The sequence below is a fragment of the Haloarcula marismortui ATCC 43049 genome, from assembly GCF_000011085.1.
Taxonomy (GTDB): Archaea; Halobacteriota; Halobacteria; order Halobacteriales; family Haloarculaceae; genus Haloarcula; species Haloarcula marismortui.
Genome location: NC_006397.1, coordinates 265,198 through 288,050, shown reverse-complemented (window position 1 = coordinate 288,050; position 22,853 = coordinate 265,198). Strand labels below are relative to the sequence as shown.

The following is a 22,853-nucleotide window of genomic DNA, read 5'->3' as shown; positions in this document are numbered from 1 at the left end:
TCGAGTGTAAGCCAGCCGTCTGTTACGATTAATCGAGTTCTCCGTATCCGTCTCCTCTCATGAGCTCTGCAACGGCCTCTACGTTGTCGAACGCTGCAAGAAGCGCATACTCACGGGCGTCCGTCTTCGCAATGTCGTCCGTTCCGAGTTCCGAAGCAAGCTGGCTCCGAAACTCCGCTTCTCGCGAAACGACTTTATCGCGAGCGAAGAGTTCGAGACGGTTGTCTCGTTCGTCCCCGACGTTACTCCGACGGACGAAGTACGGATACTGGTGAGCACTCGTTTGGTGTGGTTCGGCATCGTTGGCCGTGGGAGTGCTCGTCGTACTCTCTTCGTTGGGACTATTGGCCCCCTTCGCTTCAGAGAAGTCCCGGCTGTCATCTACCTCCTCAGGGGTGGCTTCCTTGGGTTCCCGATCGTCCGCCTCCTCGTCTGCGATGTCATCGATTTCCTCACCGGCTTCCGCTGGCTCGTCGTCTGCTTCTTCCTGATCATCTCCGAAGCTGAGGTTACCTGATCCTGATTTGAATGAATCGCCCCCCATTAGTCAGCCACCTCCGGCTTAGCGGTGAGGTCAAACTGCATCGTCTCGGTTCCATAGTCGTCGATATCTAAGACCAGTTTGTCATCAACGTCGACATCGAACGTCTCAGTCGCAATGAACCCCGCCAGTTGCCAAAGTTTATCCAGAGTCTCGAGTTCACGGTCGGGCACTCGCCGCTCTCCCTTTTTTGAGACCATCTCCTCGTCCTCTTCGTAGGTCTTCCACCGCTCCTCTACTACTTTGAACGCAGAGCCACGGGCTTCCCACATGGCGTCCATCAAACTCTCGCGTGACCCGATCGACACTGGCGTTGCGAAGGCGTCCGTATTTTCGAACTGATCGCGATACTGCCTGTGGGCGTTTGTCTGGCCGACTCCGGATGGAACCACGCACGAAAGCCCGATTTCGATGTCCAACGCAGTCCCCATGTTCCCGACCATCTCTTCGAGACCATCAAGACTGAGACTTCCCTTTCCAGCTGGCTTGACAGGTGCCACTAATGTCCGAAGCGCGTAGATGGCATTGTAGAGCAGGTCTTCAGCGCGTGCGTTAGGGTCGATGAGGACCGCGTCGTATTCTTCGTTCAACTGCTCTTGCTCCCAGAGAAGATTGTAGAGAAGTTCAAAGCGGGGATACTCGTCTCGAGAAATTCCCTTCATGCCCGTTTCGTAGGAAATCTTCTGCTCAAGATTGGAAGTGAAATCGCCCAGCATATCGTGACTTGGAATAATATCAACACCCTCTTCAGAGGTCTCGATGAGGTTGTCGAAGTCCCCGTCTGGCATTTCAAGAATGTGCTTTACGAGATTGTCAGCTTCCGGGTCTCCACGATTCTTACCGACGTCGAAGAGTGAGGTGAGGTTGCCCGTTTGTGGGTCCAAATCGATCACGAGGACATCAAGTCCCATCCGTTTGAACCCAACCGCGAGATTTGCTGTCATGGTCGTTTTGTATGTCCCCCCAGACTCAGCGTAGACGACGGTCGTTATCATACGCTTCCTCATTTGAACTTCTGTTAGATATATCTGTGTCAGACATTCGTGACTGCTGCCTGTACCAGTTGTCTGTATCTATTATCTGTAATTGCACCTCTACCGCAAGACAGAGATCGGATTGCGCCTGATCTGGAACATTTATCTGTAGCAATTATCTGTAATAGATGTCCATACTAAGCGCCTGTAACGGCTGTATGGAACAGATGTTCGGTACAGATAATCGTCTGGAGTTACTTTAGATAGCAAGCCGCATTGATGCCAGAACAGCAATTTGTTACAGACAGCAATTACAGCTTTTTGTCTGTAATTGGTTTGGGCTAAACGTCTACACTAGTTAATGAGGGCGAGTGCCTCGCCCCACCGTGGGAGGGGGTGAAGCCCAGCAGCCACGCCGCAGCTTTTAGCAGATAATCACACGACACAACGGGTATGGAGCAGACCCTTTTCCTCACCTTCCAACTCACTGTTGAAGAGGGCGAGGAGCTGCTTGAACCCACCCTCCTCAAAGCCCGTCGCCTCCGAAACGAAATCATCTGTCTCCACTACCAAGGATAGAGTTGGGGCGAAATCAAAGACGCCGCGGTCGGGAAAGCCGCCCTCGTCAACAACACCTGCCAGCAAATAATCGACAAAGCCCAACAGGAACTCACGAACTACGACGAGGGCGATGACGAGGACTGGGGCGCACCCAACCCCTACATCCACGAACCCTATCCAATGCGGATGAACCACCGCGAAGGCTACCGCATCACCGAAACCGACGATAACACGCACCGCTTCCCCATCTCAGCGAAACCATACCACCACGCCAAAGGCAAGTTGAAGGGCAGTCCTGACCACCACAATCTTCTCACGACTGCTCTCAACAAGTCCGCGTGGCGTGTCGGTACCGCGGAACTCCTCCAACATCGTGGTGACTGACAGTTCCACATCACCGTCACCAACACAGGCGCCAATGTCCACACGCCAGCGAATCCAATACGTGGTCGGCGTGGACATCAACGAGAACCGCGTCGCACTCGCCGCGATGAACTGGGAAAGCGGCAACGTACAGGACTCGCTCGTTCTCGAATACCTGGACGTGAAGCGTCGACGGCATGAGTGCTTCACGAAGCGCAGGTGGATACGAGAGGCAGGTCAGACCGCGTTCAAGACGGTCGTGGGACAGGAGAAACGAGACTCTGTTCACGACCAACTCCACAAGATGTCACGTACCGTCGTTAGGTAGGTCTCGCAGTTCGAGAATCAGGTCATCGTCTTTGGAGACCCCAAAGACATGCGAGACTCGATTAACTACGGGACCCGGATGAACCGCCACCTGCACTCGGTGCCGTTCGCCAAGCTTCGAGATCTGATCACGTACAAGGTGGCTCGTGACGGTGTGTCGTCGGATGACGTAGACCCGGAGTACACGAGTCAGCGGTGTCCTCGCACCGCGTGTTTATACACGGAGCGTGGGAACAGGCGGGAGAAGCGGTTCAAATGCCGAGACCGTGGGTTTCAGAACCTGATCCAGAATCCTATCACAGATAATTACTACAGACGAGTATTACAGACAAAATTTACTTTGAAGCAGGCAAAGATAATAGTGGCCGCAGGCGGGGGGAGTGGCGTGCAACGCACCGTTTGGGGTCGTCATCTACGACGACAGGCTCTAGCCCCGGACCAGTCGATGCGTTTGGGGTGGAGTAGGGAGCGATTGAGCGGGGCCAGTACCTAACTAATCAGTATCTGGTTGGTATCGAAAAGTTTTGTGACTCGGGGTTACAATCTCTCTATCTGCCATTACGTCGCATTTTCTCCGCAAGGTGTGAATGCAACCACTCTCCACTCGCCGGCAACACTCTCAAAGACGCTCGCAACCGATGGTGTTCCGTGGTTGTCAGCGACAGGTTCGTTCTGTAGGTCGCGCTCCGACACTAAATTGATGCCACAGAACGAGCACCCGTCTGCTTCAAGTTGCTAGAGCAGGAGCTTTCGGCTCTGGTCGGTTTTGAGTTCGGCCAGCAATACATCGGCGCTACTCACACAACTTTCTGCCAGGCTGGGCTCGCTTCGAGTTCTTGAAGCGCCGAGCGGAGCTCTGACTGAATTGCCCCATAATACCGCTTTCGGCCAACTGGTGTCTGGATACGGATAATGGCGGTCTCACTTGTCACCTCAAACAGCGATAGCGACCACTGTCCAGCTTGATAGGACCATTTGCCGAGCTCCACCGTTTGCTCATCTTGAATAGAGCGTGTGCCCAATTCCCAGCTCTGCCGTGTCAAATGAGGTAAATGGAATGGAACAACATCAGGAAGCGTGGCAGCACGGCCGGTCTCACATCGATTGTTATCTACTGCCATAACACGAAATCTAGAATCGATCAGTAAAAACGTGTCTACTTCCCCGGCTGGAAGCGCCGACTGAGGTTCCCCTACGACGAGTCCTCGGAGGAAGGTATTTGTCGACGTTCAGATACGTGGGCTGAGTTTGAGGGCACGCTCGACTTTGTGGACAGACACGAACTCCGAGACGCTGGCCTAAGGGACATTCCAAAACAGGAGTACCACGCGGGACCCCTGAAAATCGCGATGGAATACCCCCGGCTTACAAAACTCGTCACGGAAGACCAGAAGTCGTGAAATAACGCGTATTGGGGCGAGTGGATCAGCCGACAGTCGCTGTTTATCACTTCGCATTGGGATCGAGCCAGTAGTAGACCACCGTCATTGTGAGTCCGAGCATCATTGCGTCGGAGCCGAGTGGCCTCCCGATGGCTACGCCAATCCCAAACAGTATCGACGCCGTCATGGCTCCTGTGAGGAGTGCGTATTCAGCGCGCGAACGGTTGCGGAGCCACTGGTCGAGACGGTTGTAGAGGTCGTTCATTGCTCTGTTGCATCCCGCTGATAGCTGGTGAGTACTGTCGGCAACACGACGCCAAAGCCAACGAGAACGGCCCAAGATACCCACGTGGCGACACTGCCCAGTGAGACGTACCAGAGCAGCATTGCGACGACAATGAATGGGAGGGTGGTTTTCGTCTGTCTGGAGACCATGACTTAGAGTTGTTGGATAGAAAGTGTAAGTCCACCGCTCCCGCAACCAGGCTGTTACTCGACCGACTCCAACCCAGCTATTGTGCAGTGCTGTGTTGTGTCGCTGGAAACGGCGCAAAGTTGCCCATACCATCCTATAGCTGGCCGACACTGCCGGGGTTGACGGCGAGTCCGTCACCGAAGGGCTCGGCGTATTGGATACTTCTAGACGGTCCCCTTCGGGAACTGGCCGTCCCAGAACTTCTCTGTAGTAAGGGTGTTATAGAACTGTTCACACACCATCTCCAAGACTCCTGAATCACTCAGCGCAGAGCAAAATTCTATCAGTTCGTGTAACAAACATTTGCTTGAAACGCAGCTCACGGCACTAATGCTCGGATTAGAACGCGGGACAGTCGAACTCGTCCCGCATCAAGAGGAGTGGAAACACCACTATGAAAATGAAGTTGCACACCTGAAAGCCGTTGCAGGTGAGCGACTGCTCGATTTCGAACACATCGGTAGTACCGCAATCGAAGGAGTGCCGGCGAAACCGATAATTGACATACTCGCTGTTGTCGAAGACTTGGAAGCTGTGAGAGACCTGATTCCGGCTTTTGAAGAGAGCGGGTATGAATACCGAGCCGATGACGACGTACGCGGCCGGCTATTCTTCGCCAAAGGACCACGCACGAACCGGACGCACTACCTTTCACTCGCGGAACGGGATAGTGACTTTTATGACGAAAAAATCGCCTTCAGAGAGTACCTTAGAGCCCATCCAGAGGTTGCCGAACAATATGCGTCGATAAAGCGGGCACTAGCGGAGAAGTACCCGGAAACGAGAGAGAAATACACTGCTGAAAAAAGTGATTTCATCCGGGACGTACTTGACCGTGCAATGAGGACGTAGCTCATATTGAGCGGGATTCGTTGCGGTCAGCATTCTTGGAGTCTCCCATCCACTCGGACAGTAAGGCCTTCTTCACGAGCGTAGTCTGCGACGGCCTTGAACGGGAGACCGAACGAATCAACGGTTGCCTCATGTGGGATTGGCCAGTCATCGCTGTAGGCGACATAGGAGTTGGTGGCAAGCCTGTACTCTCGACTGGCTTCGATAGGCTGCCCGTTGACGGCAACCCCCAGTAGCCGTCCAGCCTCGGTGTCGTACTCAACAGTCATTCCGCTGATGTCGCCGTGCCAGAGCCGTCCGTCCTCGCGGTGGGGACGGAAGGCAGCCTGCAAGAGGGTTCGTAGTTGTTCACCCGAGACATGGAGGACGTCTACCCTGCCGCCGAATGGGTTTACGCTGGCCACCTCGCCAGCGGTGACCTCGCCGGACAGGGGGCGACCCGTTCGGAGACCGCCATTGTGGACGAAGCTGACGTCGGTATCAGCCGCCCAGCGATAGGCGTCGGCCACGAGGTTGCCAACACGACTCTCGCCGCAGGTTCGCCGGTCAAGGTCCCGATGGATCGGGTCGTCGACAGTGGCAACAGTCTCCAGCAGACCGACATCGTCCAGCTGTTCGCGGGTCGTGTCAGCCACGGACTCGTCGATAGGTCCCTCGGCTGTCGAATGACGGGTGGCAATCGGCGAGCGATTCCCGTTGAAGAGTTCGACTTCCCAGACCACCTGTCCGTTCGCTCCGGGACGGACGACCAGTGTTCCGTCGACAACCTCGTGGCGTTCCTTGTGGACGTGGCCGCCAAGGACCGCGTCAACGCCGTCAACGGCCGCAACGTCGGTCTCTAAGTCGCTCCGTAAGTGTGCGAGAACAACGAACTGGTCGACACTGTGACCGAGTTCGCTGACCGCTGTTTGCACGCTCTCAACAGGACTGGTCACGGTCAGCTCTGACGCGCCGGTGGGTGCAATCCGGGGAGTCGCAGGATCGATTACGCCGACGAATCCGACTCGCTGGTCATCCCGATGCAGGACTGTCGTTCCGTCTAACCCAGCGAAGGGAACGCCACGCCCGCCCTCCCTCTCCCCTTCAAAAACGTTCGCGACGATCCACTTCTGTGGACTCTCTGAAACCACGTCCAGAATGGGAGCAGTCCCGAAGTCGAAATCGTGGTTCCCTACCGTCCCGATGTCGGTACTCACTGCCCGGAAAAACGGTATCACTTGACGCCCTTCGCAGTAATGGGCGAGGACACCCGGTGCAGTGTTGTCGCCGGTGCCAGCGACTACTGCGTCCTCCCCGCGGATCGACTGGATGGTTCCGGCAAGCCGACCCATTCGCACAGGGTCGTCACAGGCGTTCTCAATGTCAGAGTAGTGGAGCAACCGGACCGACATCGCTCAAAGCTGATTCCAGCGGGGCATAAAAGTGTATTTCGCTTGTGATATATTAGCCCAGGGCTCCCGCTCTGGCCCCCTCTGTGAAACCGCCTCTATTGCTGGGCGAGATACGCTTTCGAAAAATAGCCTTGACTGGCGCGTCCACCACCTGTTCCGATCCGAGTTCTTTAGCTCGATTGTTCGGCCAGCGTTTTGAGTTCCACCAGCCGCGGCAGTTCCGTGACGCCGCTAACTACGACCAGAACCGACAGCGTGTTCCGGTCGGGTGTCGGCATATCGCCGCTCCGCACCTCGGGTGACTGGAGTTCCTCCGTGAGCCATCGTCGCCCGTCGGTAACAGCATCCCGAATCAACCACGCGGGCGGCCCGGCAAACACAGCCAGGGCTCTATCGGCTGAATCCAGCTCGCACTGGGCCGTCAGTTTGCCACGCACCGCTCGGCGAAGTGTCGTCTCGACGGCGTTGTACGCCTCGATTTCGTCGACATCGTCTGCGTTGTCACCGAGAAAGCGGTTCTTGAGTTGGTCTATGACCGTTCCGTCACCGCTGCCAGCACCCGTTTGCAGATCCTGACTGGCGTAGCCAAGCGTTGTGAAACCCGCGTCTGAGAGGGTATTGATTATTTCGCTGGCGTCGACGACACTCTGGCCGACAGCGTCGGGTGCCGTCGCCTCACCTGCTGCGAATAGCGCCCCCAGCCGCGCCACAATGGTCTCGTTCAGCGTCTCGGAGGCCGACTCGACCGTCTGTCCACTCCCGAGCCACGCTTCGTTGTCGAACAGTATTTGCCCGTCGACGGTCGATTCCAGCGCCCGGAGTGCCTGCATCGTGTTCGCGGCTGCGTCGTCGTCCCTACCGGCGGGTAACACCGACAGACAGTAGACTGGAATCGAGTAAACCTCTCTGAGTGCATCAGCGATGTGGGCCGTGGCGCCGCTCCCCGTCCCGCCTGCAAGCCCCGCCACGAGGACGACGGCGTCGATATCGCTTGTCACCAGTTCGTCTATCGCCCGGCGAACTTCGAGCCGTTCGTCTTCGATGGCGGCGGTGCCGCTCGTTCGGTCCCCGTTCGTTCCGGTCCCATTTGTTTCGGAGAGTCCGAAGGCATACCGCCGGTCGGCCGGGAGTGCGTCGAGTTCGTCGAGCGCTTCGGTGTCCGTGTCGACGGCACAGGCTGCGCCGAGATACGTTGTTTCGCGGCGTTCATTGTCCTGCCATAGCCGCTCAACGATCCGGCCCCCAGCACCACCGATTCCGACTGCCGCGACTCGCATACGTCGAGTTTGGTGTAGACTGACATTAATAGTCCGACTCGGTATGACGCCCCACTGGCACTTCGTGGCATGATGAATTACAGCGGAATAGCGTCTGATTTGCACTGGCGCTTCCCAAAGCTGGTGTCCGGGAAGATACTGTCGCGTGTCGGAGGAACAGAGGCCTTTCATACGGCAAGCGCTGAGAGGGGCCGTGTCTCAGGACCTCGCCAACGAACCATCTGATACCCTCTCTGTTACTATCTCCGGCGGGTCGATGGGTGGCCTGTTTACCGGCATTGCGCTCGACAGTGCAGGTCACGACGTGACTATCGCTGAGCAATCGGCCGGCGACCTCCGAAGTCGCGGCGGCGGCATCGTCGCCCAGCAGTCAATCCGCCAGTTCCTCTCGCGCCACGACATCGTCGACCCGGCGAACATAACCACCCGAGCCAGTGAGCGGCGCTTTCTGACCGCTGACGGCGATGTGCGAACGTCGACGCCGGATTCAATGGTGTTCACCTCCTGGGACGCCGTCTATCGTCAGCTGCGAGCGGCGTTCCCAGACGACCGGTACCACACCGGCCAGACTGTCACGGGTGTCAGGGCCACAGACGGCACGGTTACATTTTCCGACGGGGACCGGACCACCGCCGATCTGGTCGTCGCTGCCGACGGCGGGCAGTCTACAGCCCGTGCGCAACTGTTTCCCGACGCCGACCCGGAGTTTGCCGACTACGTCGCTTGGCGTGGTGTCGTCTCAGAAGCGGAGCTATCGGACGCAGTCATCGACGCGTTCGACGGCCGGTTCACGTTTTATCAGGGGGAACAGATGCTCATCCTCGCGTACTTCATCCCCGGCGAAGACGGTAACACCGCCCCGGGAGACCGCCGTCTCAACTGGGTCTGGTACGACACACTCTCCGGGCGAGAGCGTGAGACCATCTTCACCGACACAACAGGCACGAGCCAGCAGTTCAGCGTGTCGCCGGGACAGCTCCGAGACCCAGTTGAAAGTCACCAGCGCGAGCGGGCCGCCGAGACACTGCCGCCCGTGTTTACCGACCTCGTTGCAACAACAGCAGCCCCCTTCGTGCAGGCAATTTACGACCTGCAAAGCCCCCAGATGACAGTCGACAGAGTCTGTCTGGTTGGAGATGCGGCGTTCGTCGCCCGTCCGCACACTGCCGCTGGCACTTCGAAGGCGGCGAGTGATGCCGTTGAACTCAAAGCCGCTCTCGACCGCCACAGTTCCCTTGGAGGCGCACTGGCGTCCTGGGATGATGCCCGAACCGACTACGGAGCGCGTCTCGTTGCCCAGGGCAAGCGAATGGGTGACGAACGGTTGTCCCTCGGGAGTTGATGGACTACCGTTCTGTGTGCAGGTTTTCTCGGGCAGATGCTTGGTACTGATTTTTAGACGCTGGCACTGTCTTCCCGCGCTGTAAGAATTGAGGGGGTGTTACTTGCCTGCTGCTTCGCTAGTCAGCATATGACACTCGTTGTGCCGTTCGACGGCTCCGAACTGGCCGAGGCAGCACTCGTCCGGGCGGCGGAGTTCGGCACCGTCTTCGAAGAGGATGTGCTGGCCGTCAGTGTCATCCGGAACGGGAATGCCAAATACGCACGGGAACACGACTGGATCGGGCCAAACGAGGACTTCGATCTGGAGGCGGTCGTCACCTCACTGCACGAACAGGTGATAGACCTGTGTCCGAGTTCGGATTTCCGCCATACAGTCGTGGATCGATACGCGCCGGCCGGGGCTGTAGCGAAAGCCATCCGCAAGCTGGCCAAGAGAGAAGACGCCTCAATGGTATTCATCGGAAGCGAAAACGCCGGGCATCTCGTTACAAGCATCAGCAGCGTTGGCGGGTCGATTGCCTCGGACGACGCCTACGATGTCGTCATCGTTCGACATCGTAACCCGTCCAAGATCGCCAAGCTCAGGAACACGTCCCCGCACAGACAATCGAAATCCGATTTCTATCTTCCGGAATAGGTAATGTTGGTTGTTCAAGCAAGCCAAGTGGTACGAACGGGCACGGCGACTTTCTGGAGCAGTGGTAGCGAGGCATCTATCTGGTCACAGCTTCGGGAAGCATCTGAACGACTTGGTGATGGGCACCCGAACCATCCGGTCACAACCGATGTGAGCGAGATGTGAATCGTCTAAAAGAGAAGCACTACCCGTGACACAGACAGAGAGGGTGTCACTCTGGGACTGTTTCGGTGTTCCCGTAAACGAGTGGGCATAATTGTGACAGTCTCGCTGACAGTTGACCGGACAATTCGCCGCTTCTGATAGCGCGTGCGTGCTGCACAGAAATCACAGAATCGACAGACAGCAAGCAGATATCACAACCGTTTTTATTACCAACTGTATACTGGTCGGTTGGGTTCTGGTCCTCGCTCCATTTCCCCTTGAATCCAATCCAGATCATCGATTGGCCCGAGTCCAGAACCTGTCGTCGTGGATGACGACTTCGAATGGTGCGTGCATGCCACTCCCCCCGGCTGCCCACCATTTCTTTGCTGACCTGCAGTGAGGAGCTGGTGGTTCTCGTGACACTTGTGCGGCTATTCGGCTGCCGCCATGCCGTGGCTCTCCAGCAGCGAAGCGGCTACAGTGCGACTTGGGCATGACGGCGTGGCTCTGGAATGCGTGTATACATTAGAATCAATCGTATACATAGTAGTGCAAGTGCCAGGGTCGGACGGGATATTCAATTCGGGAATCTAGCCTGCTCCAGTGAATCAGGGGCACTGCCAAAATCAAAACCACCGACTTGGACCCGTACTCGTAAGTTCTGGTTTGATCACTGCATAGCCTATCTGACCATGCTTTGCCCGGAGTCAGCGTGGTCAATTTTTCGGCGGCGAAAGCAACGAGCGGACTGTAGCAGACTGCTCTGGTATTCGGGCCCAGACAACAGGTCGATGTCCTATGCATCTATCCAGAAGGACCCATCTCGCGAAACTGTCTCTGGCGAGAAGAGGTCTGTCAAAACGGAGAAGGGGAAAACCAGGTTGGCAGACACTGGCGTTGGCCCCACTGGCTATATATACTCCAAATACATAAGTCTTTTGACAATAGTTCTATAATATTATCTAAGCAGATATCAGAATAATAGGCGATGCGAGCTGCGATCGCCTACATTACTTTCTTGCGCAGATAGGCCGAGATACCTTCACTGATGAGCACAAGGCCCAGAATCGAGATGAGGATCGTCAGGACTGCTTCCCAGTTGAAGTAGTTGATCTCAGTCTGCAGCGGGACACCGATACCGCCTGCACCGACGAACCCGATGATCGTTGACGCTCTGACGTTGATGTCCCATCGAAGCGTCGCGACGCTGATGAACGCCGGCTTGATCTGTGGAACGATACTGTAGATGAGTACATCAACGGGCGATGCCCCAGCTGCAGTGACCGCCTCAACAGACCCGCGGTCGATCTCTTCGATGGCTTCCGCGATTAGCTTTGCAGTGAACCCGATAGATCTGATCGAAATCGCCAGCACGCCAGCGAGGGCCCCCGGGCCGAAGATGACCACGAAGATCAGTGCCCAGATGATGACGTTCACCGAACGGGTAAACGAGATGATGAACTTACCCAGCAGGTACGCCGGCTTGTTGGGTGTCGTGTTGCTGGCACCGAGGAACGCGACCGGAATCGCCATCACGATGGCCAGTGCCGTGCCGAGGATCGAGATATTGATCGTCTCAAGCAGCGGCCCGACAATCTTTCGCGAGTATCCGACATTGGGCGGATACATCCGACCGAAGAGGTCAGCCAGCTCACGCGGGGCAGTCACGGCGTAGCCGTAATTCACTTCCATGGCGCGCCAGGCTGCGACCAGAATGACGAGGCCAGCCAGCAGCCCGAAGAACCGGAGTAAGCGCTCACGGCGATCGAACCGACTCCAGGAGTCAGTGCTGTTTGACATTATTGGATCCGCCTCCGGGCGAGAGCGCTGACACCTTCACCGACCATGACGATCGCGACGATGACAGCGATAATCGCCATGCTGAACTGGTAATCGTACTTATCGAAGGAGTTCAGCAGCGTGATCCCGATACCACCGGCTCCGACAATTCCGACGACAGTGCTGTGACGGAGATTGATGTCGAGCCGGTAAATCGACAGCCCGACGATCCGGGGCATCACCTGCGGGAGGACGCCGTAGAGATACGTCTGGACGGGCGTCCCACCGGCGGCAGTTATTGCCTCCATCTGCCCACGGTCGATATCTTCGATCTCCTCTGCGAGGAGTTTCGCGAAGAATCCGATCGTTTTGAACGCAAGTGCAAGGACACCAGCGAGTGGACCGAACCCGACCGCTTTGACCATGATGATCGCAACAATGAGCTCGTGGAGCGAGCGCGTGACGGCAACGATGCTGCGACCGACATAGTAGACTGGCTTCGGCGAGAGGTTATTCGAAGCCATAATCGCGACCGGCACGCTGACGATGATGCCGATTGTCGTGGCGACAATCGTCATCACGATGCTCTCGACGATGCCCTGAATGAGGAGTTCCCGTTGCGACGGAGTGTATGCCGGTGGTAGCATACTCGTGATGAGTTCGACACCGGCTCCGATCCCGCGAACAAATCGGCTGGGGGAAATCCGAAGGTTCCAGAAGCTATACGCGAAGAACAACAAGATAAGCCCGTAGATGAGATACTTGACTTTCTTGTTGTAGAAGACTGTGGGCCGCTCCCAAGATCCTTCAACGGTCGATCCAGATTCAGCAGCCATATTGATTAGTCACCTCGTTCGGCAATGACGTCATCAGCGTCAGTGCTGTTACCAGCACTCGGCTCTTCACGGTCCGCAATTGATTCACCGCCGCGATAGATCTCGTCTCTGGCTGCCTGATCTAGGTCGTCAGGTGGGCCGTTAAAGACGATTTCACCGTCACTGAGGCCGATTATCCGGTCCGCGTAGTCGACCGCTAGATCGACTTCGTGGATGTTGATGATGATCGGGATATCGTCTTCGTGGGCGATGTCCGTCAAGAGGCTCATGACCTCTCGGGAGGTGTCAGGGTCCAGCGCGCTCGTCGGCTCGTCAGCGAGCAGGATTTTCGGCCGCTGAATGACGGCACGGGCGATACCAACGCGCTGTCGCTGGCCGCCGGAAAGTTCATCTGCACGGTTGTTCTCGACACCCTCCAGATTCACCCGGCTGAGAATCTCGCGTGCGCGCCTGATGTCCTCCGGAGGGAAGTTCCGCCGGAACGCGTTCCACGTACTGAGATAGCCCAGGCGACCGGAGAGGATGTTCTCCATGACCGTCAGGCGCTCTACGAGATTGAACTCCTGGAAGATCATGCCCATATCGCGACGGACATCGCGAAGGGCTGATTTCTCCAGCCCGGTCACCTCTGTATCGTCAAGCGAGATGCGCCCGCCAGTTGGCTCGGTCAGCCTGTTGATGCTACGAACGAGCGTGCTTTTTCCGGCCCCGCTTGGCCCGATAATCGCAACGATCTCGTTACCACTGACTTCGAATGAGACACCTTTGAGTGCTCGATCACCGGAGTCGTACGTTTTTTCCAAATTATCTACAGTGAGCATTATTTGGGTCTCTTCTTAGCCTTCGATGTTGTCGATCTGGTACGTGATATCGTTGTTCTCCTGAATCTGGAGGATGATATCGTAGGTCGTAGCGTAATCAATCTCCGTCCACGTTCCGCGACCACCGAACACCTCCGCGATTTTGGTGTCCGAGTAGTCGTAGTCGATGAACGCCGCCCTGATACCCTCCTGAAGTTCCGGCTTCAGGTTGTAGCGGTAACAGAAACTCGTCGTGGGGAACGGATTGCTGGCCCACACGACTTTGAGGTTCGTCGGGTCGATGTTGTCTGCTTCTGCAACGCGCGTGACACAGGTGCTACAAACGGGGGCAGCGTCGTAGTCGTCGTTTGCAACGCCCAGAATGCTCTGTTCGTGGCCGCCGGAATAACTCACCTCGTAGTCTTCGCCCGGAGTGACGCCCTGGTTCGAGAACAGCGCACGCGGGGCGAGGTTCCCGGAGTTGGACGAGGGCTCGGCGTGTGCGACGCGCTTGCCTTCGAGGTCCGCCAGCGAGGAGATATCGTCGTTATCTGCCTGCGTAGCCAGCCACAGCCGATAGCCGAAGTCACCTGCCTTCGAAATCTGGAGCGAGAACGGGACAGCACCGGCCAGGTTCACAGCAAAGGGCGTCGGCCCAGTAGAGAACCCGGCGACGTGGAGGCGTTCGGACCGCATCGCCTCGACCTGGGACGCGTACGAGTTGAGGGGGAAGTATTTAACGGATTTCCCGGTCTCTTCGGCGATGTTGTCCATCAGCGGCTGCATCGTATCTCGATAGACCGCCGGGTCTTCCGTCGGCGTCATCGCAAACGCAATACGGTCCGGGTCAATGAGCTCGTCTTCATTATCGGGAGTACTCTGAACGGGGTCACCGTAGCGAGGCTTCTCGCGTTCCTCCATGTTCTTCAGGTCCTGTAGAGACCCTGTCTCGAACCCGGCCTCGATGAGCGTCTGCATCAACTGCGGGAACTCCGGATTCGACGGATCGAACTCGGGGTAATCGTTACTCTGTCCGGACCCACCGTCACCGCTACTGGACCCGTCACTACCGTCTCCGCCGGATGTTTCGGTGCTCTGACTGCTCTCCTGAGAACAGCCTGCAACGCCTGCTGCGAGCGCAGTAGCGCCGATTTTTAACACAGATCGTCGGTCAACTGGGTTCTGTTTCATTGTCGACGCAGACATATGCGAAATCTGGGTTAAAAAGTATTTATGTTTAAATCTGACAAAACCATAATTACCTCGTATCGAGTTTTAGGCTCTCTTCATATAGAATTTAGAATAAGTATCAGAATTCAGTATATGACAGGCTCTATATACTAGCCGGTAATCGAGGGAGATTTTCCGGTCTCCGCAGGGGCCATGGCGATATTCAAGCTAGCCTCAAGGCCAACACCTATTACCCATCAGTATATTTGTCTCCATATAGAACATAGTAGTATATAGACTATATAAAAATGACGGAACCACCGTTTGTAAGATAAGATGACTGTAATGAGTGCAATCGCGAATACGGCTGTTTTCGGAGGTATAGAGGGGATAACTGTCGATACTGAGATACTACACCTTTTTATTGCAGGTGCACTGGGTATGCTGCTTGGGCTTGAACGAGAGTGGGCAAACAAGTCAGCAGGAATCCGCACGTTTACGCTGACCAGTCTGGTCGGCGCTGCCGCAATGTCTCTCAACGAGACGATACTACTTGCCTCGGGAGGGGCACTGGTACTCGTACAGGGCGGATTACTCGGAATCCGGGGCATAGTCGCACAGTGGACCGGCGACGATGGTGAGCTAGATTCTGGCCTGTCCCTGACAACATCGACTTCACTCCTTGTCGCGTACGCGGTCGGGATTCTGGTTGGAGCCAACCACGTCCTTATCGGCGTCATTATTGGCATTACGTCGTCATTCCTGCTCGTCCTTCGAAGGGAGTTACACGAGTTTGCGAACCAGCTATCGCGAGAGGAAGTACGCAGCGCCGGTGAGTTTGCGATTATTTCGTTTGTCGTGTATCCGCTCTTGCCCGGCGGAACGTACGGGCCATGGGATGCGATTGATCCGAAACTGGTCTGGATGCTCGTGATCGCAGTCAGCGGGATCGGGTTTGTGAACTATATCGTGATGCAGCGATACGGCAGTAAAGGGATCGCTGTCACCGGCTTCTTCGGCGGCTTGGTGAACTCAACTGCAGTGATCGGCGAAATCGCGGGCCGGGCAAAGAACAACACTGGGATCACAGAGCTCGCGGTGGGAACGATACTGATCGCTGATGCGGCGATGGCGGTCCGTAATTTAGCGATCATCGTTGCGTTCGTCCCCGAGTCGGCAGTCAGTGTTGGACTACCACTCGGCCTGATCGCTATCAGTGGCGTCGGACTCGCATATTACGATAGCGACTGGGAGGGTGATCTGGAACTGGATTTTGACTCGCCGTTTAGCAGCGCGAACGCGCTAAAATTCGGCGTGCTCTTCCTTGCCGTCTTGATTCTCACTGCTGGCGCACAGCGCATATTCGGAACAGCCGGATTCCTGATTACGAGCTTCCTCAGTGGCATCGTCTCGAGCGGCACGACGACAACGACTGCAGTGACGCTGACGTCGACAGGACAGATATCGCCGACAGTCGCGGCACAGGGTGTGCTGGCCGGGACGCTCTCCAGTATCCTCGTGAAAATCGGGTTTGCAACGAGTATCAACCGTTCACTGCTGTCACCGGTCGTACGAAAATCGCTCTACTTGTCCCTCATCGGGATCGGTGGCGTGGTCATCAGCGTCCAATTAGTATGAACGGGCAAAGCTATCGGCGTGTTTCGAGGGTTGTCGCGGTCCCTACAGCCAAGAAAGCGCCTGTGATCTCGCCAGCAGCGGCTGCTGCGGAAGCGTCACGGTTTGAGACGGAGGATTCTAGATGACATACACAAGTGCAATTATCGACCTCGACGGTACGGTATATCGTGGTGATTCGTTAGTTGAAAACGCCGCCGAAGGCGTACAGACAGTGCGTGAAGCGGGGCTTTCGACGCTATTTGTTACTAACAAGCCGATTGACCGGCGAGAGAAGTATTGTGAGAAGCTGAACGCGCTGGGCATTGATTGCAGCAGTGATGACATAATCACGTCCGCCACTGCAGCAGCGGATTATCTATCCGCGCAGTATCCGGAGCGCAAAATCTATGTTATCGGCGAGGACGCCTTGGTTGCGGAATTGCGCGCCGCTGGGCTGGACACGACAACCGACCCAGAGCGAGCAGGCACCGTGATCGCGTCACTTGATTTCGGTTTTGATTACCAGACGCTACAGGATGCGCTAATTGCACTCACTGAGAACAACGCGGTTTTCGTTGCCACCAATCCGGACCGGACGTGTCCTGTAGAGGGGGGTGAGATACCCGATGCGGCAGGGATGATCGGAGCGATAGAGGGAGTGACTGGGCAGGAATTGGACCAGTTGATCGGTAAACCGTCCAACGTAATCCTGCAGATGGCTCTGGAACGGGTCGGTGGAGAGCCGGACCGCTGTCTTATGATCGGTGACCGGCTTGGGACAGACATCAGGATGGGAAACCAAGCTGGAATGGAGACGGTACTGCCACTAACTGGCGTTACCAGTCCGGCGGACTTAGCGGAAAGTGACGTGATTGCTGACCACGTTGTGACCGACCTGTCAGAGCTGGCAGCGATCGTAGAAAACGGATGATAGGGCCGGGCGGGAACGAGGGGCGGTAACCCGTTCCCACTGCGCCGCTGCATCAAATATCAGTCGAGCACGCCGGGGTAGTCAGCGATGATGCCATCAACACCGGCCTCGACCAGTTTCTCCGCCTGATGCCATGTCGTTATCGTGTACGGGATTACTTTCCGACCTTCCTCGTGAGCGGTCTCGACCAGATCGATCTCAGCGAAACCTGGGTCTTCGAGGTAATAATCCTCGTTGAAGAAGGGGGTGTTCATAATCATGTTGTACGGCGGCTGGATGTACTCTGCGTCCAGGTCACGGACAACAGCAAGGCCCTCTTCGATTGAATCCCAGAGCAAGTACGCTATCGGAATATCGGGGTCTGAGTTTTGGACAGACTGCAGCGCAGCCTTTTGGAACGACTGGACAATAAAGTCGTTCTCGTGAGTGGAGAGGACATCAAGTGCCTGTTCGGTAAACGGGTCCCAGGTCTCGACAGCGGATGCTGACGCGTCATCATCGGGCGAGACACCTGCAGCTTTCCACTCAATGTTGAGCGGGATGCTATCCGGAGTGGCTTCGACGAACTCGTCTAATCGGGGTATCGTCTGACCGCTGTCACGGATTTCGGCGTTCAGCACAGTCTCTACATTGTTCTCCCAGACGTATCCGGATTCATCTGTCAGGTTATCCAGCTTATCGTCGTGGAAAACGACGATTTCGAAGTCTTCGCCCTTCCAGGGCTTACCGCCCGCAGGAACGAGGTCACACTCCATCATGTCGGTGTCGTACCCCTGACTGCGACGCCCACCGTACGCTGCCTGTTGGACGGCAGCAATGGTGTTTTGAGGATACAGACCGCGGTAGCCGCGGTGTGCAGCCAGAATCGGTGTGGTAGCGATAGGCGGCTCGGTACTGTCGTGGTCGTTTTCCCTGGCAGCCCCAGTTCCAACGATGGACCCCAGAGCGGCGGCAGACGTACTCTTCAGCACAGTTCGACGGCATATGTCTGGTATTCGAACCATTCCGTGGGCCATTACCTACACAATCTATATATAACTATTGATTGGTAATATTGGTATATACCGTTTTGTTTACCTGAGTTTATTTACGCTGTAGAGAGCCAGTAATGGCTGTAGAACGGGAGTATATATTGGTATATAGTATAAATATTAGTAGAAGGGATGCTGTAGTTATGTTGAAACGACAGGTAGCGCCCGAAATAGCCGGAAGTGTCGGTGTTTGGCTTTCTCGCCAGCAACGACTCTGCGATAGGGCTCCCCTGTTATCGGGTGAGCCCAGTGTTTGTCTCGGGTTTACAGCTGTGAATTCAGATGGTACAATCGACAGTGCCGGCTTGTTCGAGTGATTGTGCCGCCGCTGCATGATAGATGGCTTCGCCCGTCTGTGGATCGAACAGGTGGAGTCGCTCAGCATCAAGCGTCAACGCGACTTGGTCTCCCGGCTCGACGGCGGTTCGAGGCTCTGCGTGCAGCTTGAACGCCTGATCGCCAGTCCGACACTCCAGCAAGAGGCTATCACCGAGCGGTTCGGTAACCGTTATCTCAGCGGTAAACGAACTTCGGTCGGCCGAATCAGCTAACGACAGGCTCTCGGGCCGAATGCCCAGCAGTGCCTGTCCTCCGGCTGCTGTTTCCAGTCCGTCACCCTCGGGTAGCGGTACGCGAAACGTCGGACCGACGGCCTCGTATTCGCTTCCGTCATGGATGATATCCACAGAGAGCATATTCATCGCGGGGTCGCCGATGAACTCCGCGACAAACCGGGTCTCTGGATAGTCATACAGCCGCTGTGGACTGTCGACCTGCTGGATGCGGCCGTCGTTCATCACGACCACCCGATCACCAAGCGTCATCGCTTCTGTCTGGTCGTGAGTAACGTAGATAGTGGTGGTGCCAAATTCGCTGTGGAGTTTCGCCAGCTCAGCCCGCATTTTGATGCGGAGTTTGGCATCAAGGTTCGACAGCGGCTCGTCCATGAGGAACACCTCTGGGTCCCGGACCAGTGCCCGACCGAGTGCGACTCGCTGTCGTTCGCCGCCGGATAACTCACCGGGCGTCCGGTCGAGGAGGTCCTCGATGTCAAGCACCGCTGCGGCTTCCGCCACTTGGCGGTCGATTTCCTCGTCACTGAAGTCGCCGGCGGACTTCATCCCGAACGTGATGTTCCGGCGCGCGGTCATGTGAGGGTACAGCGCGTAGTTCTGGAACACCATCGCAACGTCCCTGTCTTTCGGTTCAACCCCGGTGACATCCTGATTGCCCATCTGAATCGTGCCGTCAGTGGCCTGCTCTAGCCCGGCGATCAGCCGGAGCGTGGTGCTTTTGCCACAGCCACTCGGCCCGACCACGGTCACGAACGCTCCGTCCGGGATCTGGAGGTCGATATTTTTCACGGCGACGACACCATCGAATTCCTTTCGTACGTCCTGTAAGGTTACGTCAGTCATAATTTTCTCTCATTTTTGTTGAATCGTGAACGTCTCCAGCAGCTGTCGTCGGAACAGCACTAGCAGCGCCAGCGGTGGCAACAGGGTCAGCATCGACCCGGTCATCACCATGGACCAGGCCACTTCACCGGTGCTGGCCTGGCCGCGAAGCAGACTCAGCCCGACCTGTGCGACCTGCAGGCTTTCAGCGTTGATGATCACCAGCGGCCAGAGGTACTGGTTCCACGTGTAGACGAACATGATCACCGACACGCCCACGAGAACGGCGCGGGACATCGGAACCAGTACCGACCACAGAAACCGCAGCGGCCCGACACCGTCGACCTTTGCCGTCTCAACGAGCGAGGCTGGAATCGACAAGAAGTGCTGGCGCAGGATGAACACGGTCGTCGCGCTGGCCAGATACGGGACCGTGATCGCGAAGAAGGTGTTACTCATGCCGAGCTCTGTCGTCAGGCGATACAGCGGCACAAACCTGACCGGGACCGGGAGCAAGAGAGTAAAGAGGATAAACAGGAACACGGCGTTCTTGTACGGGAACCTGTAGTAGACGATCACCAGCGCGGCCAGCAGCGACACGACCAGTTTCCCGACGACGACGGCAACAGACATCAGGAACGAATTGAGCATAAATCGCCAGAATTCGAGGCCAATGAGCGCACGCCGGTAGTTCGACAGCGCGTGGCCGCCGGGAGCCAGATCGCCGATAGACGTAACGATACCCGCCCGCTTCGTGGAGACGAGTGCCGCGATCAACACTGGCAGTATGATCAGGAACACGATTGTCGCTGCAAGCACGTGCAGCGTGAGCTGCTCCGTCTCGAATCGCCGAATGCGTTCACTGGTAGTTCGTCCCGCAGACCGGGAGGGCTCAGCAGCGGCGGTCAACGCAGTAAGGAGTGAGCCGAGCATTTTATCCTCCGTAGTAGGCATATCTGTCGCTCAGCCGGAACTGACCGTACATCAACAGCCCGACGGCGACGAACAGCACAACGGACTTCGCCGAGGCGAAGCCGAACTCGTAGAACTGGAAGGCGGTCCGGTAAAGGTCATAGATGAGGATGTTCGTCGCACCGGCGGGCCCACCCTTGGTCATGAGGTCGACCATCGCGAACGTCCCGAAAAAGCCGTAGATCGTGTTCATGATGACCAGAAACACGAGCGTCGGCGAGATGATCGGGACGTACACGCGGAGCAGTCGCCGCGTTCGGGAAACGCCATCGAGTTCGGCGGTCTCAGTCAGCGACTCGGGGACGTTGCCGAGTGCGGCTGTCATGAAGATAACGTTGTACCCGACCTGCTTCCACACCGCGGCGATCAGCACGACGACGAACGCCTGCGGACCATTGCTGAACCAGTTGACATCGACGCCAAAGGCCTCGATGTAGCTCGTGAAGATGCCGATGTTCGGGTGTGCAATGAACAGGAACACAAGCCCGGCGACGGCCGGCGGCAGTGCGTACGGCCAGATAACCGCCACCAGATACAGTCCCTTTCCGACATCAATCTCGTGGATAAGGAAGGAGATGCACAGGGCAACGGCCATCACGCCGACGACGACACACGCAGCGAACAGTACCGATATCAGGACGCTCCGGAGATACTCCGAGGAGCTGGCTAACCGTCTGTAGTTCTCTAGCCCGACGAACACGTCACCTCGGGCAAGCGAGGCCCGGTACAAACTGAGTCCAACTGCACGGACCGTCGGGTAGTAGAGGAACACCAGCGATACGACCATCGTCGGTAACAGCAACACGCCGGCCTGCAGGCGGTCTGTGAAGACTTCGCGCGTGGACATTAGCTGTAGTATCGGTCCAGTTCGTCCTCGACAGCCGACTTCAGCTCGGAGAGCCCCTCGTCGACGCTGACATCGCCACTGAACAGCTCGACTGACATATCTTGAATTGTTGTCTGGACCTGTCGAGCTGGGCCGATGAGCATTCGCTTCGTCGCCGGCGTGCTCTCGGCCTGTGTCAACTGGTCGAATGCGGTTCGGTACATTGGGTTCTCCGCAAACCAGCCGTCGTTTTCGAGCTGTTCGACAGCGCTCTGTCGGATCGGGTAGTAGCCGGTCCCCTTGTGCCAGGTGATCTGTGACTCCGGTCGTCCCATGAATTCGAGGAAGCTGCCGATGTCGTCCTGGCGCTCCTGTGGCAGTCCGGAGGGAACGAACCACGAAGCACCACCGATAACCGGCCCGGTTCGGTCACCGTCAATTGTTGGGTAGAAGGCGTTGTCCACCTCGAATCCGTTCTCCTCCGCGCCGGAGCGGATACCAGTGACCGATGCCGTCGAGGTCATCAACATAGCGGCTTTCCCGGTAAGGAATGTGGACGTTGCTTCCCCCCAGGCCTCGATCCCGGGGTTGCTGAACAGACCGTTGTCAGCCATTTCGTGCCACCACTCGTACAGCGACCGGGCCGTACTGTTGTCCGTCTGCATCGTCGTCGGTTGGCCGGCATGGCCGTTCTCGGCGTCAAGTAGCGTCTGTCCGTCGACGGAGTAGAAGTGCTCGACGAACCAGACGTGGTTCGGCCAGGTGAGCCCGGCTTCGGTGACTCCTTCGTCGACGAGCGTCTGTGAGTAGCTACGCACTTCCTCCAGCGTGGTCGGTGGGCTGTCCGGGTCAAGCCCGGCTTCCTTGAACGCCGACCGGTTGTAATAGAGAATAGCGTTTGAGTTGTTGAACGGCATCGATGTGAGCGTATCATCGATGGTGAAAAACGAGGTCACGTTCGACAGAAAGTCATCGACCGGGTAGTTGTCGGAGAGCAAGTTCTCGACGGGCTCGACTGCGTCCGTATCGAGGACTTGCTGGGCGAACAGACTGTCGATCTGGAAGACATCAGGGACCTCGCCGGAGTCGAGTGCGCTCAGTGTGTTCGTCAGCACTCCCTCGTAGGAGTCCTGAAACACGAGGTTGGCGTTGATGTCTGTCTCGGACTGGAACTGGTCGACCAGCCCCTGCAGCGTCTCACCGTTGGTCCCGCCCATGGCATG

23 protein-coding genes and 1 pseudogene are annotated in these 22,853 nt (G+C 56.7%); 7 read left to right on the top strand and 17 right to left on the bottom strand.

Annotated elements, in window-relative coordinates; translation table 11 throughout:
* Window positions 1–28: 28 nt before the first annotated feature.
* The 3 genes from RR_RS21130 to RR_RS21120 all read right to left on the bottom strand — a co-directional run bounded on the left by RR_RS21130 (window position 29) and on the right by RR_RS21120 (window position 2,313).
* Entirely contained in the window at window positions 29–544 is a 516-nt protein-coding gene (locus tag RR_RS21130) for a hypothetical protein (protein WP_011224870.1), read from the bottom strand.
* A complete protein-coding gene (locus RR_RS21125; protein ID WP_004966660.1) occupies window positions 544–1,536 on the bottom strand; it encodes a ParA family protein in 993 nt (330 codons plus the stop codon). The genes RR_RS21130 and RR_RS21125 overlap by 1 nt, the downstream gene beginning before the upstream one ends.
* Before the next feature lie 414 nt (window positions 1,537–1,950).
* Window positions 1,951–2,313, bottom strand: coding sequence for a hypothetical protein (locus RR_RS21120; protein ID WP_137440595.1), 363 nt, complete (start codon window positions 2,311–2,313; stop codon window positions 1,951–1,953).
* Window positions 2,314–2,494: 181 nt separating this feature from the next.
* Between RR_RS21120 and RR_RS21110 the strand changes: the two genes are divergently transcribed.
* Window positions 2,495–2,767: a hypothetical protein gene (locus tag RR_RS21110; RefSeq protein ID WP_011224874.1), complete on the top strand. Its 273-nt coding sequence runs from the start codon at window positions 2,495–2,497 to the stop codon at window positions 2,765–2,767.
* Between the two features lie 18 nt (window positions 2,768–2,785).
* A pseudogene (locus tag RR_RS21105) lies at window positions 2,786–3,259 on the top strand (IS200/IS605 family accessory protein TnpB-related protein); the annotation flags it as partial.
* 304 nt (window positions 3,260–3,563) lie between these two features.
* Here the strand turns inward: RR_RS21105 and RR_RS21100 are convergent.
* The 3 genes from RR_RS21100 to RR_RS22660 form a co-directional block, all read right to left on the bottom strand.
* Window positions 3,564–3,887 carry a hypothetical protein gene (locus RR_RS21100; protein WP_011224875.1) on the bottom strand — a complete coding sequence of 108 codons (324 nt, stop codon included), beginning with the start codon at window positions 3,885–3,887 and terminating at the stop codon, window positions 3,564–3,566.
* A 325-nt stretch (window positions 3,888–4,212) separates the two neighbouring features.
* Window positions 4,213–4,413, bottom strand: coding sequence for a hypothetical protein (locus RR_RS21095; protein WP_049939245.1), 201 nt, complete (start codon window positions 4,411–4,413; stop codon window positions 4,213–4,215).
* Entirely contained in the window at window positions 4,410–4,583 is a 174-nt protein-coding gene (locus tag RR_RS22660) for a hypothetical protein (protein ID WP_011224876.1), read from the bottom strand. Before RR_RS22660 ends, RR_RS21095 begins: the two co-directional genes overlap by 4 nt.
* Window positions 4,584–4,953: 370 nt before the next feature.
* On the opposite strand from RR_RS22660, the gene RR_RS21090 reads away from it, so the two are divergent.
* A complete protein-coding gene (locus RR_RS21090) occupies window positions 4,954–5,475 on the top strand; it encodes a GrpB family protein (RefSeq protein WP_011224877.1) in 522 nt (173 codons plus the stop codon).
* A 26-nt stretch (window positions 5,476–5,501) separates the two neighbouring features.
* Here the strand turns inward: RR_RS21090 and RR_RS21085 are convergent, their stop codons facing one another.
* On the bottom strand, window positions 5,502–6,866 hold the full coding sequence (locus RR_RS21085) for a bifunctional metallophosphatase/5'-nucleotidase (RefSeq protein WP_011224878.1): 1,365 nt from the start codon (window positions 6,864–6,866) through the stop codon (window positions 5,502–5,504).
* A gap of 170 nt (window positions 6,867–7,036) precedes the next feature.
* On the bottom strand, window positions 7,037–8,143 hold the full coding sequence (locus RR_RS21080) for a tubulin/FtsZ family protein (RefSeq protein ID WP_049939244.1): 1,107 nt from the start codon (window positions 8,141–8,143) through the stop codon (window positions 7,037–7,039).
* 193 nt (window positions 8,144–8,336) lie between these two features.
* On the opposite strand from RR_RS21080, the gene RR_RS21075 reads away from it, so the two are divergent.
* Window positions 8,337–9,485: an FAD binding domain-containing protein gene (locus tag RR_RS21075; RefSeq protein WP_079891026.1), complete on the top strand. Its 1,149-nt coding sequence runs from the start codon at window positions 8,337–8,339 to the stop codon at window positions 9,483–9,485.
* A 129-nt stretch (window positions 9,486–9,614) separates the two neighbouring features.
* Window positions 9,615–10,124 (top strand): universal stress protein, encoded by a 510-nt coding sequence (locus RR_RS21070; RefSeq protein WP_011224881.1) that lies wholly within the window; start codon window positions 9,615–9,617, stop codon window positions 10,122–10,124.
* Between the two features lie 1,152 nt (window positions 10,125–11,276).
* On the opposite strand, the gene phnE (RR_RS21065) is transcribed toward RR_RS21070, so the two are convergent.
* From phnE (RR_RS21065) to phnD, 4 genes are read right to left on the bottom strand one after another with little or no spacing between them, the layout of a single operon-like run.
* Window positions 11,277–12,071, bottom strand: coding sequence for a phosphonate ABC transporter, permease protein PhnE (gene phnE, locus RR_RS21065; protein ID WP_004966651.1), 795 nt, complete (start codon window positions 12,069–12,071; stop codon window positions 11,277–11,279).
* Entirely contained in the window at window positions 12,071–12,886 is an 816-nt protein-coding gene (gene phnE, locus RR_RS21060; protein WP_004966650.1) for a phosphonate ABC transporter, permease protein PhnE, read from the bottom strand. Before phnE (RR_RS21060) ends, phnE (RR_RS21065) begins: the two co-directional genes overlap by 1 nt.
* 5 nt (window positions 12,887–12,891) lie before the next feature.
* Window positions 12,892–13,707 carry a phosphonate ABC transporter ATP-binding protein gene (phnC, locus tag RR_RS21055; RefSeq protein WP_004966649.1) on the bottom strand — a complete coding sequence of 272 codons (816 nt, stop codon included), beginning with the start codon at window positions 13,705–13,707 and terminating at the stop codon, window positions 12,892–12,894.
* Between the two features lie 15 nt (window positions 13,708–13,722).
* Entirely contained in the window at window positions 13,723–14,892 is a 1,170-nt protein-coding gene (gene phnD, locus RR_RS21050) for a phosphate/phosphite/phosphonate ABC transporter substrate-binding protein (protein ID WP_007187975.1), read from the bottom strand.
* A 300-nt stretch (window positions 14,893–15,192) separates the two neighbouring features.
* Between phnD and RR_RS21045 the strand changes: the two genes are divergently transcribed.
* Window positions 15,193–16,494, top strand: a complete 1,302-nt coding sequence (locus tag RR_RS21045) for an MgtC/SapB family protein (protein ID WP_011224882.1) — start codon at window positions 15,193–15,195, stop codon at window positions 16,492–16,494.
* Between the two features lie 121 nt (window positions 16,495–16,615).
* Complete coding sequence (locus RR_RS21040) at window positions 16,616–17,404, top strand: HAD-IIA family hydrolase (protein WP_007187973.1); 789 nt, start codon at window positions 16,616–16,618, stop codon at window positions 17,402–17,404.
* A gap of 59 nt (window positions 17,405–17,463) precedes the next feature.
* Here RR_RS21040 and RR_RS21035 read toward each other — a convergent pair whose 3' ends face one another.
* The 5 genes from RR_RS21035 to RR_RS21015 form a co-directional block, all read right to left on the bottom strand.
* Window positions 17,464–18,375: a glycerophosphodiester phosphodiesterase gene (locus RR_RS21035; RefSeq protein WP_049939253.1), complete on the bottom strand. Its 912-nt coding sequence runs from the start codon at window positions 18,373–18,375 to the stop codon at window positions 17,464–17,466.
* Window positions 18,376–18,713: 338 nt separating this feature from the next.
* A complete protein-coding gene (locus tag RR_RS21030) occupies window positions 18,714–19,853 on the bottom strand; it encodes an ABC transporter ATP-binding protein (RefSeq protein WP_007188616.1) in 1,140 nt (379 codons plus the stop codon).
* A 9-nt stretch (window positions 19,854–19,862) separates the two neighbouring features.
* On the bottom strand, window positions 19,863–20,765 hold the full coding sequence (locus RR_RS21025; protein ID WP_049939243.1) for a carbohydrate ABC transporter permease: 903 nt from the start codon (window positions 20,763–20,765) through the stop codon (window positions 19,863–19,865).
* A 1-nt stretch (window position 20,766) separates the two neighbouring features.
* Window positions 20,767–21,651: a carbohydrate ABC transporter permease gene (locus tag RR_RS21020; RefSeq protein WP_011224885.1), complete on the bottom strand. Its 885-nt coding sequence runs from the start codon at window positions 21,649–21,651 to the stop codon at window positions 20,767–20,769.
* Window positions 21,651–22,847, bottom strand: coding sequence for an ABC transporter substrate-binding protein (locus tag RR_RS21015; RefSeq protein ID WP_049939252.1), 1,197 nt, complete (start codon window positions 22,845–22,847; stop codon window positions 21,651–21,653). Before RR_RS21015 ends, RR_RS21020 begins: the two co-directional genes overlap by 1 nt.
* Between the last annotated feature and the right edge of the window lie 6 nt (window positions 22,848–22,853).